The organism is Cupriavidus sp. D39 (assembly GCF_026627925.1).
Taxonomy (GTDB): Bacteria; Pseudomonadota; Gammaproteobacteria; order Burkholderiales; family Burkholderiaceae; genus Cupriavidus; species Cupriavidus ulmosensis.
Genome location: NZ_JAPNLE010000009.1, coordinates 4,113,490 through 4,131,562, shown reverse-complemented (window position 1 = coordinate 4,131,562; position 18,073 = coordinate 4,113,490). Strand labels below are relative to the sequence as shown.

17 protein-coding genes and 2 pseudogenes are annotated in these 18,073 nt (G+C 66.6%); 16 read left to right on the top strand and 3 right to left on the bottom strand.

Features of this window, described 5'->3' with window-relative positions:
* Positions 1 to 78: 78 nt before the first annotated feature.
* A pseudogene (locus OMK73_RS31350) lies at positions 79 to 830 on the bottom strand (GntR family transcriptional regulator).
* 160 nt (positions 831 to 990) lie between these two features.
* Between OMK73_RS31350 and OMK73_RS31345 the strand changes: the two are divergent.
* The 5 genes from OMK73_RS31345 (at position 991) to OMK73_RS31325 (ending at position 5,482) form a co-directional block, all read left to right on the top strand.
* A complete protein-coding gene (locus OMK73_RS31345; protein WP_006159396.1) occupies positions 991 to 1,272 on the top strand; it encodes a UxaA family hydrolase in 282 nt (93 codons plus the stop codon).
* Positions 1,273 to 1,319: 47 nt separating this feature from the next.
* Positions 1,320 to 2,495: a UxaA family hydrolase gene (locus tag OMK73_RS31340; RefSeq protein ID WP_267605450.1), complete on the top strand. Its 1,176-nt coding sequence runs from the start codon at positions 1,320 to 1,322 to the stop codon at positions 2,493 to 2,495.
* Complete coding sequence (locus OMK73_RS31335; protein WP_267605449.1) at positions 2,495 to 3,430, top strand: hydroxyacid dehydrogenase; 936 nt, start codon at positions 2,495 to 2,497, stop codon at positions 3,428 to 3,430. The genes OMK73_RS31340 and OMK73_RS31335 overlap by 1 nt, the downstream gene beginning before the upstream one ends.
* Positions 3,427 to 4,431 (top strand): Ldh family oxidoreductase, encoded by a 1,005-nt coding sequence (locus OMK73_RS31330; RefSeq protein WP_267605448.1) that lies wholly within the window; start codon positions 3,427 to 3,429, stop codon positions 4,429 to 4,431. The genes OMK73_RS31335 and OMK73_RS31330 overlap by 4 nt, the downstream gene beginning before the upstream one ends.
* A 67-nt stretch (positions 4,432 to 4,498) precedes the next feature.
* Positions 4,499 to 5,482, top strand: a complete 984-nt coding sequence (locus OMK73_RS31325; protein ID WP_267605447.1) for a Bug family tripartite tricarboxylate transporter substrate binding protein — start codon at positions 4,499 to 4,501, stop codon at positions 5,480 to 5,482.
* A 38-nt stretch (positions 5,483 to 5,520) separates the two neighbouring features.
* On the opposite strand, the gene OMK73_RS31320 is transcribed toward OMK73_RS31325, so the two are convergent.
* The gene (locus OMK73_RS31320) at positions 5,521 to 6,453 is read right to left on the bottom strand and encodes a LysR family transcriptional regulator (protein ID WP_267605446.1); all 933 of its coding nucleotides are present in this window, start codon (positions 6,451 to 6,453) and stop codon (positions 5,521 to 5,523) included.
* A 199-nt stretch (positions 6,454 to 6,652) separates the two neighbouring features.
* On the opposite strand from OMK73_RS31320, the pseudogene OMK73_RS31315 reads away from it, so the two are divergent.
* From OMK73_RS31315 to OMK73_RS31275, 9 genes and pseudogenes are all read left to right on the top strand, one after another.
* Positions 6,653 to 7,365, top strand: a pseudogene (locus OMK73_RS31315) (succinate dehydrogenase/fumarate reductase iron-sulfur subunit).
* On the top strand, positions 7,362 to 7,715 hold the full coding sequence (locus OMK73_RS31310; RefSeq protein ID WP_267605445.1) for a succinate dehydrogenase: 354 nt from the start codon (positions 7,362 to 7,364) through the stop codon (positions 7,713 to 7,715). The pseudogene OMK73_RS31315 and the gene OMK73_RS31310 overlap by 4 nt, the downstream one beginning before the upstream one ends.
* Positions 7,716 to 7,735: 20 nt before the next feature.
* On the top strand, positions 7,736 to 8,074 hold the full coding sequence (gene sdhC, locus OMK73_RS31305) for a succinate dehydrogenase, cytochrome b556 subunit (protein WP_267605444.1): 339 nt from the start codon (positions 7,736 to 7,738) through the stop codon (positions 8,072 to 8,074).
* Between the two features lie 64 nt (positions 8,075 to 8,138).
* Positions 8,139 to 9,134 carry a Bug family tripartite tricarboxylate transporter substrate binding protein gene (locus tag OMK73_RS31300; RefSeq protein WP_267605443.1) on the top strand — a complete coding sequence of 332 codons (996 nt, stop codon included), beginning with the start codon at positions 8,139 to 8,141 and terminating at the stop codon, positions 9,132 to 9,134.
* Between the two features lie 41 nt (positions 9,135 to 9,175).
* Positions 9,176 to 10,051: a fumarate hydratase gene (locus OMK73_RS31295; protein WP_267605442.1), complete on the top strand. Its 876-nt coding sequence runs from the start codon at positions 9,176 to 9,178 to the stop codon at positions 10,049 to 10,051.
* 2 nt (positions 10,052 to 10,053) lie between these two features.
* Positions 10,054 to 10,668, top strand: a complete 615-nt coding sequence (locus tag OMK73_RS31290) for a fumarate hydratase C-terminal domain-containing protein (protein WP_267605441.1) — start codon at positions 10,054 to 10,056, stop codon at positions 10,666 to 10,668.
* Positions 10,665 to 12,392: an L-aspartate oxidase gene (locus tag OMK73_RS31285; RefSeq protein WP_267605440.1), complete on the top strand. Its 1,728-nt coding sequence runs from the start codon at positions 10,665 to 10,667 to the stop codon at positions 12,390 to 12,392. Before OMK73_RS31290 ends, OMK73_RS31285 begins: the two co-directional genes overlap by 4 nt.
* 26 nt (positions 12,393 to 12,418) lie before the next feature.
* Positions 12,419 to 13,405 (top strand): Bug family tripartite tricarboxylate transporter substrate binding protein, encoded by a 987-nt coding sequence (locus tag OMK73_RS31280; protein WP_267605439.1) that lies wholly within the window; start codon positions 12,419 to 12,421, stop codon positions 13,403 to 13,405.
* An 8-nt stretch (positions 13,406 to 13,413) separates the two neighbouring features.
* Positions 13,414 to 15,039, top strand: coding sequence for a thiamine pyrophosphate-binding protein (locus OMK73_RS31275; protein ID WP_267605438.1), 1,626 nt, complete (start codon positions 13,414 to 13,416; stop codon positions 15,037 to 15,039).
* A 20-nt stretch (positions 15,040 to 15,059) separates the two neighbouring features.
* Here OMK73_RS31275 and OMK73_RS31270 read toward each other — a convergent pair whose 3' ends face one another.
* On the bottom strand, positions 15,060 to 15,830 hold the full coding sequence (locus OMK73_RS31270; protein ID WP_267605437.1) for a sulfite exporter TauE/SafE family protein: 771 nt from the start codon (positions 15,828 to 15,830) through the stop codon (positions 15,060 to 15,062).
* Between the two features lie 181 nt (positions 15,831 to 16,011).
* On the opposite strand from OMK73_RS31270, the gene OMK73_RS31265 reads away from it, so the two are divergent.
* Complete coding sequence (locus OMK73_RS31265) at positions 16,012 to 16,950, top strand: LysR substrate-binding domain-containing protein (RefSeq protein ID WP_267605436.1); 939 nt, start codon at positions 16,012 to 16,014, stop codon at positions 16,948 to 16,950.
* Positions 16,951 to 17,055: 105 nt separating this feature from the next.
* Entirely contained in the window at positions 17,056 to 18,039 is a 984-nt protein-coding gene (locus OMK73_RS31260) for a Bug family tripartite tricarboxylate transporter substrate binding protein (RefSeq protein ID WP_267605435.1), read from the top strand.
* The last annotated feature ends 34 nt before the right edge of the window (positions 18,040 to 18,073 follow it).

Sequence of the window (18,073 nt, the reverse complement as noted above, 5' to 3'; positions counted from 1 at the left end):
GAGAGGGAGAGACAGCCGTCCTCGTGACGCGCGGTGTTGGCCCATCCGTCGGCTTCGACTGATGCGTCAGGTTTGCCCTCAGCTCTCATCCTTCGGCATCTGCGACACGATGAACTCGTGCTCCGCCGTGTTCAATGTCGACACCCGCCACTCCACCGGCTGCCGGTGGTAGGAAAACGCCACGCGGTGAATGCGCATCAGCGGCGCGCCCGGCTCCACGCCGAGCAATGCCTGCTCCCGCTCCGTGGCCAGCACCGAGCGCAACCGCTCCTCGGTCTGGATCACGTTGACGCCAAACGCTTCCTGGTAGAAGTTGTACAAGGTGTTGGGCCGCCCGCGTAACTGCGCCTCAGTGAGCCCGGCAAACAACCGTTCCGGCAGCACGATGTCGTCGATCATCACCGGCCGCTCATCCAGCGACAGCACGTTGGTCAGCTGAAATGCGCGCGCGCCGGCCTCCAGCCCAAGCAGCGTGCACACGCTCTTGTCGGCCTTGATCTTGCGGAACGACTCCAGCTCCACGGTCGGGTAGCCGCGATGGCCGTCCAGGTGGGCCACCTTGAAGAAGCGGAAGAAATGATCGTCGCGCCGGTGCGTGGCCACGAAGGTGCCCCGCCCCTGGTGCCGGATCAGCAGGTTTTCCGCCACCAGTTCGTCGATGGCCTTGCGCAGCGTACCGATCGACACGCCAAAGCGTTCGGTCAGTTTTTTTCCGACGGTATCGCCTCGCCGGGCTTCCATTCGCCATCGGCCAGCGCCTGCAATGCATGCCGTTTCACGTCCTTGTACAGGACGCCGCCCGGCGGAGGGATCTCTCGTAGGTTGCTCATGGCTTGGCACTCTTTCTGAATGACCGCAATGTACCAGAGATTAACTCATCCATCTCATACATATGACATAGTTGACATGAAGGAATTCAGAACCTATTCTTTGTTCCATCGGTTGCCGCTCACCGCATGCTGCGCCGTAACAAAAACCCAAGGAGGAGCAATGATTCACGTAGTGCTGCACGATGCAAAAGACACGGTCGCCGTAGCGGTGGTCGAGGGGATCGAGGCCGGGACCGAGCTGAACGCCTGGATCATGGACGAGGACAAGGTCATCACGGTGGTTGCCAAGCAGCCCATTCCGATTGGCCACAAGGTCGCGCTGCGCGACATGGAAGTGGGCCAGACCGTCTTCAAGTACGGCATCGACATCGGCAAGGTGGTTGCGCCCATCACGGCCGGCGACCACGCCCACGTCCACAACATCAAGACCAAGCGCTGGTAAGCCGCGCCGCGCCCCGTCCCCCAATACCCCAAACTGAGAAAACATCCATGTCCGTCATCGACAACCAGACCACCTTCCGAGGCTATCGCCGCGACAACGGCCGCGTCGGCGTGCGCAACCACGTCATCATCCTGCCGCTGGACGACCTCTCCAACGCCGCTGCCGAAGCCGTTGCCGTCGCCATCAAGGGCACGATGGCGATCCCGCACCCATACGGCCGCCTGCAGTTCGGCCCCGACCTCGACCTGCACTTTCGCACCCTGATCGGCGCGGGCAGCAACCCCAACGTGGCGGCTGTGGTGGTGATCGGCATCGAGGATGGCTGGACCAAGAAGGTGGTGGACGGCATCGCCAAGACCGGCAAGCCGGTGGTGGGTTTCGGCATCGAAGGCCACGGCGACCACGACACCATCATGCGAGCCTCCAAGGCCGCCAAGGAATTCGTGCAGTACGCCACCGCCCTGCAGCGCGTGGAATGCCCGATCAGCGACCTGTGGATCTCGACCAAGTGCGGCGAATCCGACACCACCTCCGGCTGCGGCGCCAACCCGACCGTGGGCAACGCCTTCGACAAGCTGCATCCGCTGGGCACTACGCTGGTGTTCGGCGAGACCTCGGAACTCACCGGCGGCGAGCATATCGTGGCCGCGCGCTGCGTCAACGACAAGGTGCGCGACGACTTCATGACGATGTTCAACCGCTATCAGGGCATGATCGACCGCTGGAAGACCACCGACCTGTCCGAATCGCAGCCGACCAAGGGGAATATCGCCGGCGGCTTGACCACCATCGAGGAAAAGGCGCTCGGCAACATCCAGAAGATCGGCAAGAAATGCACCGTCGACGGCGTGCTGGACAAAGCCGAAGAGCCGACCGGCCCCGGCCTGTGGTTCATGGACTCGTCCTCGGCCGCCGCTGAAATGGTCACGCTGTGCGCGGCATCGGGCTATGTCGTGCACTTCTTCCCGACCGGCCAGGGCAACGTCATCGGCAACCCGATCGTGCCGGTCATCAAGCTGTGCGCCAATCCGCGCACCGTGCGCCTGATGAGCGAGCATATGGACGTGGACTGCTCGGGCCTGCTGCAGCGCGAGCAGACGCTGGACCAGACCGGCGACAAGCTGCTCGAATGCATGATGGCCACCATCAACGGCCGCTGGACCGCCGCGGAAGCGCTGGGCCACCGCGAGTTCGTGCTCACGCGCATCCACGAGTCCGCCTGATGAAACAGGTCTGCATCAGCGAGTTCATGGACGCCGATGCCGTGGCGGTGCTGGACGCTTGCGTCCGGCTGCGCTACGAGCCAGCCTGGGTCGACCAGCGCGATGCCCTGCTCGTCGCCCTGGCGCAGACCGATGCGCTGATCGTGCGCAACCGCACCCGGGTCGACGCCGAACTGCTCGACGCCGCGCCCGCGCTGCAGGTGGTCGGCCGGCTTGGGGTGGGACTGGACAATATCGACGTCAAGTCCTGCGAGGCGCGTGGCATCCGTGTGATTCCGGCCACCGGCGCCAACGCGCGCTCGGTGGCCGAGTATGTGGTCACGAGCGCGCTGATGCTGTTGCGCGGCGCCTATCAGAGCGGCGCCGCCATGGTGGCGGGAAAGTGGCCGCGCGCGCGCCTGTCGGAGGGGCATGAGACTCTGGGCAAGACGCTCGGCCTGATCGGCTTTGGCGATATCGGCCGGCTGACCGCGCGGCTTGCGCAGGCGCTGGGCATGCAGGTGGTGGCGCACGATCCGGCACTGCCGGCCGATCATCCGGTGTGGCACGAAACCGGCGTGGCGCCGATGAGTCTGGAAGCACTCCTGGCTAGCGCGGATGCGGTGAGCCTGCATGTGCCGCTGGTGCCGGCCACGCGCCATCTCATCAATGCGGAGCGCCTGCGCAGCATGAAGCGCGGCGCGGTTCTTATCAACACCGCGCGCGGCGGCGTGGTCGACGAGACCGCACTGGCCGCGGCGTTGCACCAGGGATCGCTGGCGGGCGCCGCGCTCGATGTCTTTGAAGCGGAACCGCTAGGTGCGGGCGGTATCCTGGCGGACGCGCCGAACCTGGTGCTGACGCCGCATATCGCCGGCGTCAGTTTTGAGGCCAACGTGCGCGTTTCCATGATGATTGCGGACGCAGTCAAGAACGCATTGGGAGTGCAGGGATGACCGCCTTTCGGGCAGAAGAACTGGAACAACTCGCCGCGAACGCGCTGAGAAGCGCGGGTGCCAGCGCGGCGCAGGCAGGCCCCACCGCGCACGCGCTGGTGCAGGCCGACCTCGCCGGGCTGCCGTCGCACGGCGTATCGCGCGTGCCGATGTATGTGGCGCACCTGCGCCACCAGCGCGTGAACGGGGATGCCCAGCCCACGGTGGCGCGACAGACGCCCGGCACCACGCTGATCGACGCGCAAGCGGGCTTCGCCTTTCCCGCCTGCGCGCAGGCGGTCTCGGCCGCCATCGCCAGCGCCCACGAATGCGGCATTGGCGCCGGCGTGGTGACCAACAGCCACCACTTCGGCGCTGCGGCCCTGCATCTGGACCCGGTGGCGCAAGCCGGCATGATCGGCATCGCGATGGGCAACTCACCGGCAGCAATGCCGGCCTGGGGCGGCCGCACGCCGCTGTTCGGCACCAATCCGATCGCGGCAGTGTTTCCTCGCAAGGACGCCGATCCACTGGTCATCGACCTGTCGCTCTCGGAAGTCGCGCGCGGCAAGATCATGGTCGCCGCCAAGCAAGGCAAGCCCATCCCGCTGGGCTGGGCGCTCGATGCCGACGGCAAGCCCACCACCGATGCGCAGGCGGCACTGCGCGGTTCGATGCTGCCCGCGGGCGGCATCAAGGGTGCGATGCTTGCCCTGCTGGTGGAAACGCTGATCGTGTCGCTGGCCGGCGCCCACTTCGGCGCGGAAGCCGATTCCTTCTTCGAGGACGCCGGCAACCAGCCACGTATCGGCCAGTTGTTCCTGGCCTTCAATCCTGGCAGCTTCGCAGGAGATGCCGCTTACCACGCCCGCCTCGAAGCCCTGATCGCCGCCATGCTGTCGGACAGCGGCACCCGCCTGCCCGGCACACGGCGCATCGACGCGCGGGCCAAGGCGCGCGAGCGCGGCATCGAGATCCCCGAAGCCCTGGAAAAGGAGTTGCGCACGCTAGCCAAAGCCTGACCGCAGCCTGACCGCACCGCATCCACGGCGCCCGCCAGAAGGCGCCGGTCCCACCTAAGGAGACACCATGCATTGCACCTTCCTCCGGCGCATAGCCGGCCCGTCGCTGCTTATGCTCACGCTGCTTGCCGGACCGGCCGCAGCCAGCAGCACACCTGCAGCCTTCCCGGCCAAGCCGGTCCGCTATGTCGTTCCATTTGCCGCCGGAGGCCTCACCGATATCTCGGCGCGACAGGTCGGCCAGTACCTGGCCGAGGAATGGAAGCAGCCGGTGGTGGTGGAGAACAAGCCCGGCGGCAATGCGAATATCGGTGCCGAGCAGGTCGCCCGCGCCAGCGCCGACGGCTACACCTGGCTGGCGGTCACGCTGGCGCATTCGTCCAACGTCACGCTGTTTCCCCGCCTGTCATTCAATATGCAGAAGGACCTGGTGCCGGTGGCGCGCATCGCCTCGTCGCCGATGATGGTGGTGGTGCCTGCCAACTCGCCGATCAAGTCGCTGAAGGACCTGGCGGAAGCGGCGCATAAGGGCCGCCTGACCGCCGGCTCCAGCGGCAATGGCACGCCGCCGCACCTGGCGCTGGCACTGTTCGAACGACTCACCAAGACCACCATCACCCACGTGCCCTACAAGGGCGGCACGCAGTCCATGACCGACCTGATCGGCGGCCAGATCGACGTGGTGTTCTCCAACTTCCCTGAATCGCTGCAGAACGTCAAAGGTGGCAAGCTGCGCGCCCTAGCGGTGACGACGCGCGAGCGCCATCCGCTGATGCCGGATGTGCCGACGGTGGCCGAGGCCGGCTTTCCCGATCTCATCGTGGAGAACTGGACCGGCCTGATGATGCCGGCCGGCACGCCGCAGGCCGTGATCGACAAGGTTGGCAATTCGGTGACCAGCTTGCTGGAGGTCAAGGGCGTGCGCGAGCGCATCATCGCCAGCGGATTCACGCCGGCACCGATGGCCAGCGCGGCGTTCACCACCTACTTCAATGGCGAAGTGGCACGCTGGGCCAAGCTGATCAAGGAACAGGACATCCACGCCGACTAAGACCCGCGGCGCCTTCGTCCTTCAGTCTTCAGTCTCCATCAAGAGGCTGCACGCTCATCGCGTGCGGCCTCCGGCTGCCTGCCGCCGCGAATCGCACCGCTTTGCCGGAAGTATCCCTTGATGACATCCGTAAATGCCAGGCGCGCATGCGTCGTGCGTTCCAGCAAGCCAACGCGGCGACGCACGTCGACACCGTCGAGCGGCACCAGGCGCAACAGCCTGTCGCCCTCCCAGGTGACGTTGGCCAGCTGCGGCACGATGGAGACGCCGAAGCCCTGCCGCACCAGTTCGATGATCGCCTCGTTCGAATTGAGCTGCATGCTCTCGTTCACGGTCACGCCGCACTGGTCCAGCACCTCCTGCACCAGGTTGCCGGTCCACGTGCCCGGCTCGAAGCGGATGAATGGCGCCTCGGCAAGCATCTCGCGGCTATCGTCGGGCAGGAAGAAATGCGGGTGGCGCGGCACGATCAGCACCATCGGCTCGGTATATAGCTCGGTCCACACCAGATTCCTTGCCAGCGGGCGCGGCGAGCGCGTGACCACCGCGGCATCCAGTTCGCCGTGTTCCACCTTGAGCGCGAAATCGGCCGAGAGGCCGGCGAAGAGCCGCACGTCCAGGCGCGGATGCTCCTGCTTGATCGCCCACAAGGCATCGGCGAACGCGCCCATCAGTACCGACACCAGGGCGCCGATCGCTACCGTTCCCGAGAGGCCGTCATCGCGTCCGCAGGCCAGTGCTTCGTATCGTTGCACCAGCGCCTCCAGCTCCGGCACCAGGCCGCGGCCGGCGGGATTGAGAATGGCCGCGCGCGCGTTGCGGTCGAACAGCTGGCAGTTCAGGTCTTCTTCCAGCGCGCGGATCTGCAATCCGACCGCGGCGGGCGTCAGCCCGATCTGCTTGCCCGCCGCGGCAAACGTCCCGCACCGTGCCACAGCGAGGAACGTCTTGAGGGTGCGGATGGAAGGCATTGCGGCTCCGGGATGGCAGTGCGGGGAAGCGGTCGCGCCAGGTCCGGCACGCGAGCAGGGAAAGGAATTCTTTATCTGGACAAGAGAATTACTAGCTTTTTGCTTGCCGCGCAATCCGGAACAATACGAGCGGACCGCCCGTATCGACAAGCGCCGCAGACACCGCAGCGGCGCACCGAAAACTCCCCCAATCGACCCCATGACTACTCTCAACGTTCGTGTATGGCGCGGCAATGAGGACGGCGAATTCGTCTCCTACCAGGTGCCGCGCAACGCCAGCCAGACGGTACTGGACGTGGTGACCTACATCCAGCGTCACCTCGAGCCGGACCTCGGCTACCGCTTCGCCTGCCGCGTCGGCATGTGCGGCTCATGCGCGATGACCGTCAACGGCAAGGCGCGCTGGAGTTGCCGCACGCACGTCGCCAAGGTCGTGCAGGGCGGCGCACTCGAGATCGCCCCGCTGTCGAACCTGCCTGTCATCAAGGACCTCGCCACCGACATGACGGCCTTCTTCGACAAATGGGCCGCCGCCAAGGGGCAGTTCAAGGGCGCTGCCACGCGCCACGATGCATTCGCCAGCGTCGAGCCAGCCTCCCCGCGCGCAAGGCCGCGGATGCCGGTATCGAGTGCATCGGCTGCGGCGTCTGCTACGCCTCTTGCGATGTGGTCGGCTGGCGTCCCGATTATCTCGGTCCGGCAGCAATGAACCGCGCGTGGACGCTGGTCAACGATGTGCGCGACGTGGTGGGCACCGAACGCCTGCGTGCCGTTGCCGGCGACGCCGGCTGCCACAGCTGCCATACGCAGGGCTCCTGCACGGAGCGTTGCCCCAAGCAGCTTGCGCCGACAGCGGGCATCGCCGGGCTCAAGCGCATTGTCGCCAAGGCCGCAATCAAGGGGGAGCTATGAACAAAGCCATATCGGTCGGTACCCAGGCCAGGCTGTGGTACTGGCAGCGCATCAGCGCCATGGTGCTGGCGCTGTGCGTGGTGGGGCATCTCATCGTCATCATGGTCGCCGTGCGCGGCGGACTCTCCGGCGCCGAGGTGCTGGCACGCACGCGTGGCAACTGGGCCTTCGGCGTCTTCTACGCCTGCTTCGTGCTGGCCTGCGCGGTGCATGTGCCGATCGGCCTGATGCGGGTCGCAGAGGAATGGCTGGCATGGCGTGCGCGCAGCGTGGTGACGGCGGCATGGCTGTTTGCCGCCGTGCTGGGCTTGGCGGGCCTGCGCGCCGTCTACGCGGTGGTGATGCCATGAAGAGAAACAAGAGAAACGACATGCGCGCGCGCAACCATGCCGCCTATTGGGCCTTCCTGATCCACCGGCTTTCCGGCCTCGCGCTGGCGCTGTTCCTGCCAGTGCATTTCTGGGCGCTCGGCCATGCCATCCGGGGCGAGGCGGCGCTCGACGGCTTCCTGAAACTCACCGACAACCCGCTGTTCGAGGCCGCCGAGTGGGGGCTGGTGATCCTGCTCTCGCTGCACATGATGGGCGGCATCCGGCTCCTTCTGATCGAGTTCCGGCCGTGGACGGGCCTGCGCAAGGACTGGGTCGCATTCAGTCTCGGTGCCGGGCTGTGCACCGGGCTGGCCTTCATGCTCTCGCTGTTTTCATAGGTTCGCAACGATGAGCGCCGCCGGCTGAAGCGGCGCCATTCCCACAACACCAAAGGAGACCACCATGACACCTTCCCCGAAGTCCGCCAGCCGCAGGCGCTGCCTTGCCCTCTGCCTCGGCGCAGCTGCCGTGCTCGCAGCCGGCACCGCGCAGGCGGATCCATGGCCGACTCGCCCGGTCACGATGATCGTCCCGTTCGCCGCAGGCGGCAGCACGGATGTACTCGGCCGCGTGATCGGGCAGAAGCTGAGCGAGATGTGGAAGCAGACCGTGGTGGTCGAGAACCGTTTGGGCGCGGGCGGTGCCGTCGGTGCGCAGGTCACCGCCAAGGCGGCGGCCGACGGCTATACGATGATGCTGGCCTCGGGCAGCATGTTTACCGTCAACCCGTTCATCTACCAGCGTCTTCCCTACAGCGCCAAGGACTTCACCTTTATCACCAACGTGGCCAGCGGCCCGATGCTGGTCGTCGTCAATCCCGGTGTTCCCGCCAGGAACCTGAAGGAGCTGATCAGCCTGGCGAAGTCCCAGCCGGGCAAGCTCAACTTCGGCTCCGCGGGCACCGGCAGCCAGGTGCACATGGCGGGCGAGGCCTTTGCCGATGCCGCCGGCATCGACATCGCGCACGTGCCTTACAAGGGCGAATCGCTAGCCTACAACGACCTGATGGCGGGCCAGCTGCAGCTGATGGTGGGCAACATCGCGGCGGCCTCGCAGTTCGTGAAGGGCGGCAAGCTACGCGCGCTCGCGGTCACCGGCACCGAGCGCTCGCCCATGCTGCCCGATGTGCCGACCGTGGCTGAGGCCGGCCTCACGGGCATGGAGAGCGTAACCGGCTGGTTCGGCTTCGTGATGCCGGCTGGCACGCCGCCGGCGATCGTCAGCAAGGTGCAGCAGGACACGGTCAAGGTGCTGGCGGATCCCGACACCCAGGCACGGCTGCTCGCACAGGGCATGAAGCCGGTCGGCAATACCCCGCAGCAACTGACCGCGGCCATCGCCACGGAATCAGTGCGATGGGAAAAGATCGTCAAGAACCGCAACCTGACGGCCAACTGAGCGCCAGCCAGACACATCCAAGCCGAGCATCGAGGACAGGCATGAACATTGATCTCTCCCTACTGGAAAACGCGGCCAGGGAACTGTATATCCGCGCGCTGAAAATACTGCCGCCCGACGTCAAGGACGGCATCGCACAACTGCAGGAGAACGAAACCTCCGCCACGGCACGCAGTGTCCTTGCCACCATGAGCAAGAACATCCGCATCGCGGAGGAGACCGACAACCTGCTGTGCCAGGACACCGGCGTGCCCATCTACAACATGACGATCGGCACCGGCATCGCGGTCGACGGGCATGCCTTCAAGCAGGCCATCCGCCGCGGCTGCGAGCGCGCCACGCGCGAGCACCCGCTGCGGTCTTCCGTGGTGCATCCGCTGACCCGCAAGAACAACCACACGTCTTGCGGCATCGAGGTGCCGGTGATCCACATCGACTTCGACGACACGCCCGGGCGCATGACGCTGGAGATGGTGCCCAAGGGCAGCGGCTCGGAGAACAACTCCTTTCTCAAGATGGCGATCCCCGCCGAAGGCATGGATGCCATCAAGACCTTCGTCATCGACAGCGTGATCGCCGCCGGCGGCAAGACCTGCCCGCCGACCATCGTCGGCGTGGGCCTGGGCGGCACCTCGGACCTGTGCGTGGCGCTGGCCAAGCGCGCCGCCACGCGCGCGCTCGGCACGCAATGCGCCGACCCCGACGGCGCCGCGCTGGAAGCGGAGCTGTCGCGCGCCGTGAACCAGCTCGGGGTCGGCCCGCAGGGCCTGGGCGGCGATGCGACTGCCTTCGCGGTGCATATCGAGCTGGCCTCGACGCATATCACGATGAACCCCATTGCCGTCAACATGCAGTGCCATTCCGCGCGGCGCGCAAGTGCCACCTTCACTGCTGGCGGCATCAGCTACGGATTCTGACCATGGCGCACTACGAACTCTCCACGCCCGTGACGGAGGCACAGATCCGTCAACTGCGCGTCAACGACACCGTGACCTTGCAGCAGACGCTGTTCGGCATCCGCGACGCCACGCAGATCCATATGTTCGACCGCGGCCGCAAGACGCGCTTCGATCTCTGCGGCCATGCGGTGATCCACACCGCGCCCAATGTGCGCAAGGTGCCCGCCAGCGCCGAGCATCCCGCCGGCTACCAGCCGGTCTGCATCGGCACCACCACCTCCGACCGCATGGAGCGCTTCACCCGCCCGCTGATGACGCGCAACGGCGTACGCATGATCGTCGGCAAAGGCGGCATGCGCGAAGGCTCGCTGGAGGCATTCCAGGAACTGGGCGGCGTGTACCTGGCGATCATCGGCGGCACGGCGGCGCTGGAGACCACGTGGATCGAGCAGATCGAGGACGTGGATCTGGACGACCTCAATCCCGAATCGCTGTGGCGCTTGCGCATCCGCGATTTCGGCCCGCTGCTGGTGGCCATGGACAGCCACGGCAACAGCCTTTACACGGCTGTCAAACAGAACACCGCCGACCAGCGCGCCGCCGTGCTGGCCAGCTTGGGAGTGGCAAAGCCATGAAGACCATCAAGCGGCTGCAGACCGACGTGCTGATCCTCGGCTCCGGCGGCGCCGGCCTGTTCGCCGCGCTGCATGCGCACCAGCAGGCGCCGGAACTGTCCATCACCGTGGCCGTGAAGGGGCTGCTTGGCAAGTGCGGCTGCACCCGCATGGTCCAGGGCGGCTACAACGTGGCGCTGGCGCAGGGCGATTCGGTCGAGCGCCATTTCATGGACACCGTGGAAGGCAGCAAGTGGCTGTCCGACCAGGAGCTGGCGTGGACGCTGGTCACCAAGGCGGTCGAGCGCATCCACGAACTCGAGAACGAACTGGGTTGCTTCTTCGACCGCAACCCGGACGGCACGGTCCACCAGAAGGCCTTCGCCGGGCAGACCTTCGACCGCACCGTGCACAAGGGCGACCTGACCGGCATCGAGATCATCAACCGCCTGGCCGAGCAGGTCTGGAGCCGCGGCATCAACCGGCTGGAAGAACACCGCGCGGTCGAGCTGATCAGGACGCCGGATGGCAGGTCACTGTCCGGCGTGCTGATGATCGACATGCGCAGCGGCGAATTCGTGTTCGTGCAGGCCAAGGCCGTGCTGCTGGCCACCGGCGGCGGGCCGACCATGTACAAGTTCCACACGCCCTCGGGCGACAAGAGCTGCGACGGCCTGGCGATGGCGCTGCGCGCCGGCCTGCCCCTGCGCGATATGGAGATGGTGCAGTTCCACCCCACCGGGCTGCTGGCGGGCAAGGACACGCGCATGACCGGCACCGTGCTGGAAGAGGGCTTGCGCGGCGCCGGGGGCTACCTGCTCAACGGCGACAAGGAACGCTTCATGCACAACTACGATCCGCGCGGCGAACGCGCCACGCGCGACATCGTATCGCGCGGCATCTATGCCGAGATGCGCGCGGGCCGGATTTCGCCCAATGGCGGCGTGTATATCCAGATGGGGCACCTCGGCCCTGAGAAGGTGCGCAAGCAGTTCAAGGGCATGGTCGAGCGCTGCGGCGACTGCGGCTTCGACCTCGCCGGCGATCTCGTCGAGGTGGTACCCACCGCGCACTACATGATGGGCGGCGTGCAGTTCCGCCCCGACTGCAGCACCGAGCTGCACGGCCTGTTTGCCGCCGGCGAAGACACGGGCGGCGTGCATGGCGCGAACCGCCTGGGTGGCAACGGCGTCGCCAACTCAACCGTGTTCGGCGGCATCGCCGGCGACAGCATGGCCGCCTGGACGCGGCGCAACAACACGCTGCGCGCGCCCGACGAAGCCGCGATCGCCGCCGCCATCAGTGCCATGGAGGCCCCGTTCGGCAAACAGGCAGGCAGTCTCGAACCGATCCGCGAGGCGCTGTTCGATTGCATGTGGGACCACGTTGGCGTCATGCGCACGCGCGACGGCCTGATGCGGGCTCGCGAACGCCTGGCGGAACTGGAGCAGATGCTGAAGGCAACCGGCGTCGCCGATGGCCATCGCGCGTTCAACGTCACCTGGCACGACTGGATGAACCTGAGCAGCCTGATCGGCGTGAGCCAGGTCATCGTGGAAGCCGCCCTCTCCCGCGAGGATTCGCGCGGCGCGCATTTCCGCGAGGATTTCCCGGCCACGGGCGACCTGCCCGGGTCCAGCTTCACCGTGGTGCGCCAGCGCGACGGCATGCTGCAGCTGACCCGCTCTCCCGTGCAATTTACCCGCGTGGCTCCTGGTGAGACGATCCTGGAGGAGGCGGCCTGATGTAGTGCGCAGGTGGAGGAGACTCAATGAACAAAAAGAAGACATTACGCGCGGCGGCATTCGCCGCGATGCTGCTCTGCGTCGGCAGCCTTGCATCGGCCGATAGCGCCCCCGCACGGCCGATTACCGTTGTGGTGCCTTACAGCGCCGGCGGGGATGCGGACCTGTCGGCACGCAACCTCTCCGTCGGGGTCAGGAACGTGACCGGCGAAACCCTGGTCGTCGTCAACAAGGCCGGGGCCGGCGGCGCCATCGGCTCGCAGTTCGTGCGCGACGCGAGGCCAAACGGGCAGACGCTACTGCTCGGGCGCGTCGGCGCGCAGGCGATCCTGCCGGCGCTGCAGGCCGACCTGGGCTACAAGTGGAATGAATTCACGCTGCTTGGCCTGCTGGAGTTGAACCCGGTAGTCTGCGTGGTCAGGACGGCAGCCGCCTACAAGACGCTGGACGACCTGCTCGCCGCCATCCGCAGCCAGCCCGGCAAGCTGAACTACAGCACCTCCGGCCCCGGCACGGTGCTGAACCTGACCACCCAGGCCTTGCTGCAATCGGCGCGGCTCGACAAACAGGCCGTGGTACAGGTCGCCTACAAGGGCGGCGGGGAAGCTACCGCGGCGGTGCTCTCCAGCGAGGTCGATTTCACCTGCAACAACTTGACCGCATTGATCGGCAATATCAAGGGCGGGAAACTGCGCGCGCTGGTGACCACCTCGCCGCAGCGCCTGCCGGACCTGCCCGACGTGCCGACCGCGAGCGAGACCGGCCATCCCCGGCTAGAAGCGCTCAACGGCTGGAGCGCCCTGTATGGCCCGCCTGGCATGGACCCGCGCCTGGTGGAAAAATGGGCGACGGTGCTGCCGAAGGTCGCGAGCGATCCGCAGTGGAAGACCGGGGTCCTGACCATTGCCTCGATCCCCATGGTCATGTCGCCATCCGAGACGCACAAGTTTGTCGAAGCCCAGGTTGCGATGTACGAGCAACTGGGCAAGTCCCTCAACATCCAGCTCAAATAGGAACTCCAATGGCGAAGTCCCATCGCGGCGCCGATGCGCTGGCAGGCACGCTGGCCAAGGCCGGCGTCAGGCGCATATTCACCTTGTCGGGCAATCACATCATGCCGGTGTTCGACGCCTGCCTGGACGCGGAAATCGCGTTGATCCACACGCGGCATGAAGCCGCCACCGTGCACATGGCCGATGCGTGGTCGCGCATCACGGGCGAAGTCGGCCTGGCGATGGTCACCGGCGGGCCCGGCCACGCCAACGCGGTATCCGCGCTCTACACCGCGCAGATGTCGGAGTCGCCGCTGGTGCTGCTGTCGGGCCATGCGCCGAACAGCCAGCGCGGCTTTGGAGCCTTCCAGGAAATGCGGCAGGCCGAGATGGCCGCACCAGTCACCAAGGCGTCGTGGGCCAGCGCCAGCGCTGACACCGTTGCTGCCGATATCGCGCTGGCCATGCGCATCGCGCAATCCGGGCGGCCCGGCCCGGTGCACTTGAGCCTGCCCACCGATGCATTGGAGAATGCCGCGACCCGCGCCGGTGAACTTGCCTCGATCGCTACGCCGCAGGAAGCGCCTGCGTTCGATGCGCGGACAGCGTCCGAGGTGCTGGCGGCACTGGCAGCGGCAAGGCGCCCGCTGATCCTCGCCGGCCCCGCCTGGCTCACCGCGCGCGGGCGCAGCTGCACGGCGGAGCTGGAAGCGCGCACCGGCATTCCCGTCGTCGGCATGGAAAGCCCACGCGGCAATCACGATCCGAGCCTTGGCGCGTTCGGGCAGATGCTGGCGCAGGCCGACTGCATATTGCTGCTGGGCAAGCGCCTCGACTTCACGCTGAAGTTCGGCCAGTCTCCCTCCTTCGCGGCCGACTGCAGCTTCCTGCAGATCGATGCGGACGATGCCGAGCTGGAGCGCAGCCGCCGTGCGGCTGGCGCCCGCTTGCAGCTCGCGCGGCGCGCGGACGTCGGCAGCGCCATCGCGCAGCTGATCGCCTGCGCGGCCGGCCGGAAGCAGCATGACGCATGGCTTGAGGATGTGAAGGCTGCCATCCGCTATCGTCCCGAAGCATGGAAGACCGCATCGTCGACGGGCGCGCTGCACCCGGTCCAGGTGTGCAGTCCCCTGCAGCCGGTCCTGGACAGTCATCCGGAGGCGGTGCTGATCTCTGACGGCGGCGAATTCGGGCAGTGGGCGCAAGCCTGCCTGCAGGCGCCGCACCGCGTCATCAACGGGCCGGCGGGCGCCATCGGCAGCGCCCTGCCAATGGCGTTGGCGGCGCGGGTGGCCAAGCCGGACGCGCCGGTCATCGCCATGATGGGCGATGGCACCACGGGCTTTCATATCGCCGAGTTCGACACGGCGGTCCGCTACGGCCTGTCCTTCGTCGCCGTGGTCGGCAACGACGCGCGCTGGAACGCGGAGTACCAGATCCAGCTCAACTGCTACGGCAAGGACAGGCTGGTGGGATGCGAACTGCTGCCCACGCGATACGACCAGGTCTGCGCGGCATTTGGCGGACACGGTGAATTCGTGCAGGCGCCGGAGCAGCTGTTGCCAGCCGTGCAGCGCGCCATCGCATCGGGCCGGCCGGCCTGCGTCAATGTACAAATGGAAGGTCTGCCCGCGCCGGTCGTGGCACGCAAGTGAAAAGCGCGGCGCGCCGGGCCTTATCCCAGCGCGCTGCGATAAACCAGGCCGAAGCCGGCAGCGATCAGGATGGCCCATACGGCGCGGATGACCTTGGCCGGGGCGATGCGCCGGTGCAGCCAGCCGCCCATGAAGTAGCCGGCGATGGCGCACGGCATCAGCATCGCCGCCAGCATGAAGATCGCGGCATTGGCATAGAGTCCCGCTACCGCGAAAAGGATCAGCCGGCCGAACGCCGTCAGCACGATCAGCGTGCTGGTAGTGGCCCGCAACTGCGCGGCGTCCCGCAACCGTCCTGCCAGGTAGATTGTGTACAGCGGGCCGCCGGTACCGAACATCGCGGTCAGCATGCCCCCTACTACGCCGAATGGCACCGACAGCCGCGGGTCCAGCTCGCTGAAGCCGCGCTTGAACAGCAGGTTCCATGCGGAATACAGCAGCACGAACAAACCGAGCAACAGCAGCAGCGGACGCTCCGGCGCGAACATCAGCAGCGCCAGGCCCGAGATCATGCCCACCAGCACGCTCGGCATCAGCCTGCGCAACTCGCCCACATGCACGTGGCTACGGCTGCGCATGCCCAGCAGGGTTCCCGCGACAAGATCGAAGAACAGGATCATCGGCACCGCGGTGCGCAGCGGAACGATCTGCGTGAGCAGCGGCATCGCCATGATGGAAGAGCCGAAGCCGGTGAGCCCGAAGATCGTATAGGCCCACAGCACGATCGGCGCCAGGCAGGCGAGCTCGAGGGGAGTCAGCTGGGTCTGCGACAGCAGGGATTCGATCAGCAAGATAGGCGTGCAAGAAGCGATGCGGGGGCAGTCCCATCATAGGAGGCAACGCCTACCCAAGTCAACTAACTCATCTATATGATTCGATGAAAACGGCAACAGACACGAGATGCCTATCGCCCGGCCGCACGCGCGAGGCACAATACGGCGGTCTTACGGGCATGGAAAGCGGGAAAGGAACATGGAACTTCGGCAGCTGCGCTACTTCGTGCAGGTAGTGGAACTGGGCAGCATGGGGCAGGCAGCCCAGAAGCTGGGGGTGGTGACCTCGGCATTGAGCCAGCAGATCAGCCGGCTCGAAAGCGAGCTGTCGACCCGCCTGCTGCAAAGGACCTCGAGCGGGGTCGTGCCCACCGACGCGGGCCTGGCCTTCTGGCGGCAGGCGCAGCTGGCGATCCGCCACGCCGACGACGCCGTGCGCGCCGCGCAGTTGGCACGCCTGTCCGGCCATGTCAGCGTGGGCATGGCGCCGAGTACGATCGCCGTGCTCGGCTTGCCCTTCATGCTGGCCATGCGCGAGCGCTACCCCGATATCCGGCTGCATCTGGTCGAAAACCTGTCCGGCAACCTGGCGTCGATGATCGGCGCGCGGCAACTCGACCTCGCCGTGCTGTTCCAGGTCGAAGGTACCCAACGCTGGAGCGTGACGCCGCTGCTCGACGAGCGGCTGTTCGTCATCGCCAAGGAGGGACTCCCCGGATTGCCAGTGGCTGCGCCCGTGCAGCTCGAACAGCTTGGCAACCTGCCGCTGATCCTGCCGAGCAGCCCACACGGCTTGCGCGCCTTGCTCAATACCGCGTTTGCGCGCAGCCAGCATCCGCTCAACGTCATTGCCGAGATCGACGGCCTGGCGATGCTGATGGATGCGGTGCGCGCCGGCCTCGGCGCTACCATCCAGCCTGGCGCGGCGGTGGCCCGGCTGATCGGCGAGCCGCTGCGCATGATGGAAATCGCCGACAGCAGCAGCACCGGCACGGTCCATCGGCCCAACCTGCTGGTCAGCCTCTGCGACGACGAACTCTCCCCGGCCGGCCTGGCGGCCCGCACCGTGCTGGCCAGCGTGACCCGCGCACTGGTCGAGGACGGGCGCTGGCCCGGCGCCACTCTTCACAAAGCCTGAAGACCCCTTGCCGGAACGTGACTGGCGCCCGCCTGTGGCGCTACGTACAGTCTTGCCAGCAAAAAACGCCCCGCCGACTACCAGAACGTTCCCGCAGGAGACAAGATGAAGTCCACCGCACGCCGCGCCGTGATCGCCGGCATCCTCGGCACCGCCCTCATGTCGGTGGGTGTCGTCGCATTCGCGGCGGACAATTGGCCAGCCAGGCCGATCTCGCTGGTGGTCCCGTTTGCCGCTGGCGGCACCACCGATATCATCGGCCGCACCATCGGCCAGAAGCTCGGTGAAGCGTTGCGCCAGCCGGTGGTGATCGACAACCGGCCCGGCGCCGGCGGCACGCTCGGCGCCGCCAATGTGGCAAGGGCGCAGGCCGATGGCTACACCTTCCTGCTTGCTACCGTGGCGCATACCATGGCGCCCGGCATCTACAAGACGCTCCCCTACGATTTCACCAAGGACCTCGACCCGGTCGGCATGGTCGCGCTGACACCCAACGTGCTGCTGGTCAACCAAATGATCCCGGCCAAGTCCGTGCCGGAACTGATCGCCTACATCAAGGCACATCCGGGCAAGGTCAACTACGGCTCCGCCGGCACCGGCAGCACCGAGCACCTCTCCGGCGAACTGTTCCGCGCGATGACGGGCACCGACATCGCCCACGTGCCCTACAAGGGCGGCGCCCCGATGATGACAGACCTGATCGCCGGGCAAATCCAGATGGCTATCGAAACCAGCCCCTCCGCCGCGCCCCACGTGCGCAGCGGCAAGGTGAAGGCGCTCGCCGTCACCACGGCGAAGCGGTCCACCGCCTATCCAGGCGTGCCAACGCTCGACGAAAGCGGCGTCAAGGGATTCGAGGTGACGACGTGGTACGCGCTGATGGCGCCGCGGGGCACACCGCCCGCGGTCGAGCAGCGTGTCAGTGCGGAGCTGGCCAAGGTGTTGAAGCTGCCCGAGGTGCAGAAACGCTTCGAGGAGCAAGGCGTGACGGCGGGCGATATGACGCCGACGCAGTTGTCCGGGTTCATCCGTTCGGAAACTGCCAAGTGGACCAAGGTGGCCAAGGACTCCGGCGCCAGCATGGAATGAATGCCGTGCCGTTGCGGACCGCGCCAGAGCCGCC

Bases quoted from the DNA above. Each gene is read 5' to 3' on its own strand.
- OMK73_RS31345 (WP_006159396.1), top strand. From the start codon at position 991: ATGATTCACGTAGTGCTGCACGATGCAAAAGACACGGTCGCCGTAGCG.
- OMK73_RS31340 (WP_267605450.1), top strand. From the start codon at position 1,320: ATGTCCGTCATCGACAACCAGACCACCTTCCGAGGCTATCGCCGCGAC.
- OMK73_RS31335 (WP_267605449.1), top strand. From the start codon at position 2,495: ATGAAACAGGTCTGCATCAGCGAGTTCATGGACGCCGATGCCGTGGCG.
- OMK73_RS31330 (WP_267605448.1), top strand. From the start codon at position 3,427: ATGACCGCCTTTCGGGCAGAAGAACTGGAACAACTCGCCGCGAACGCG.
- OMK73_RS31325 (WP_267605447.1), top strand. From the start codon at position 4,499: ATGCATTGCACCTTCCTCCGGCGCATAGCCGGCCCGTCGCTGCTTATG.
- OMK73_RS31320 (WP_267605446.1), bottom strand. From the start codon at position 6,453: ATGCCTTCCATCCGCACCCTCAAGACGTTCCTCGCTGTGGCACGGTGC.
- OMK73_RS31310 (WP_267605445.1), top strand. From the start codon at position 7,362: ATGAACAAAGCCATATCGGTCGGTACCCAGGCCAGGCTGTGGTACTGG.
- sdhC (WP_267605444.1), top strand. From the start codon at position 7,736: ATGCGCGCGCGCAACCATGCCGCCTATTGGGCCTTCCTGATCCACCGG.
- OMK73_RS31300 (WP_267605443.1), top strand. From the start codon at position 8,139: ATGACACCTTCCCCGAAGTCCGCCAGCCGCAGGCGCTGCCTTGCCCTC.
- OMK73_RS31295 (WP_267605442.1), top strand. From the start codon at position 9,176: ATGAACATTGATCTCTCCCTACTGGAAAACGCGGCCAGGGAACTGTAT.
- OMK73_RS31290 (WP_267605441.1), top strand. From the start codon at position 10,054: ATGGCGCACTACGAACTCTCCACGCCCGTGACGGAGGCACAGATCCGT.
- OMK73_RS31285 (WP_267605440.1), top strand. From the start codon at position 10,665: ATGAAGACCATCAAGCGGCTGCAGACCGACGTGCTGATCCTCGGCTCC.
- OMK73_RS31280 (WP_267605439.1), top strand. From the start codon at position 12,419: ATGAACAAAAAGAAGACATTACGCGCGGCGGCATTCGCCGCGATGCTG.
- OMK73_RS31275 (WP_267605438.1), top strand. From the start codon at position 13,414: ATGGCGAAGTCCCATCGCGGCGCCGATGCGCTGGCAGGCACGCTGGCC.
- OMK73_RS31265 (WP_267605436.1), top strand. From the start codon at position 16,012: ATGGAACTTCGGCAGCTGCGCTACTTCGTGCAGGTAGTGGAACTGGGC.
- OMK73_RS31260 (WP_267605435.1), top strand. From the start codon at position 17,056: ATGAAGTCCACCGCACGCCGCGCCGTGATCGCCGGCATCCTCGGCACC.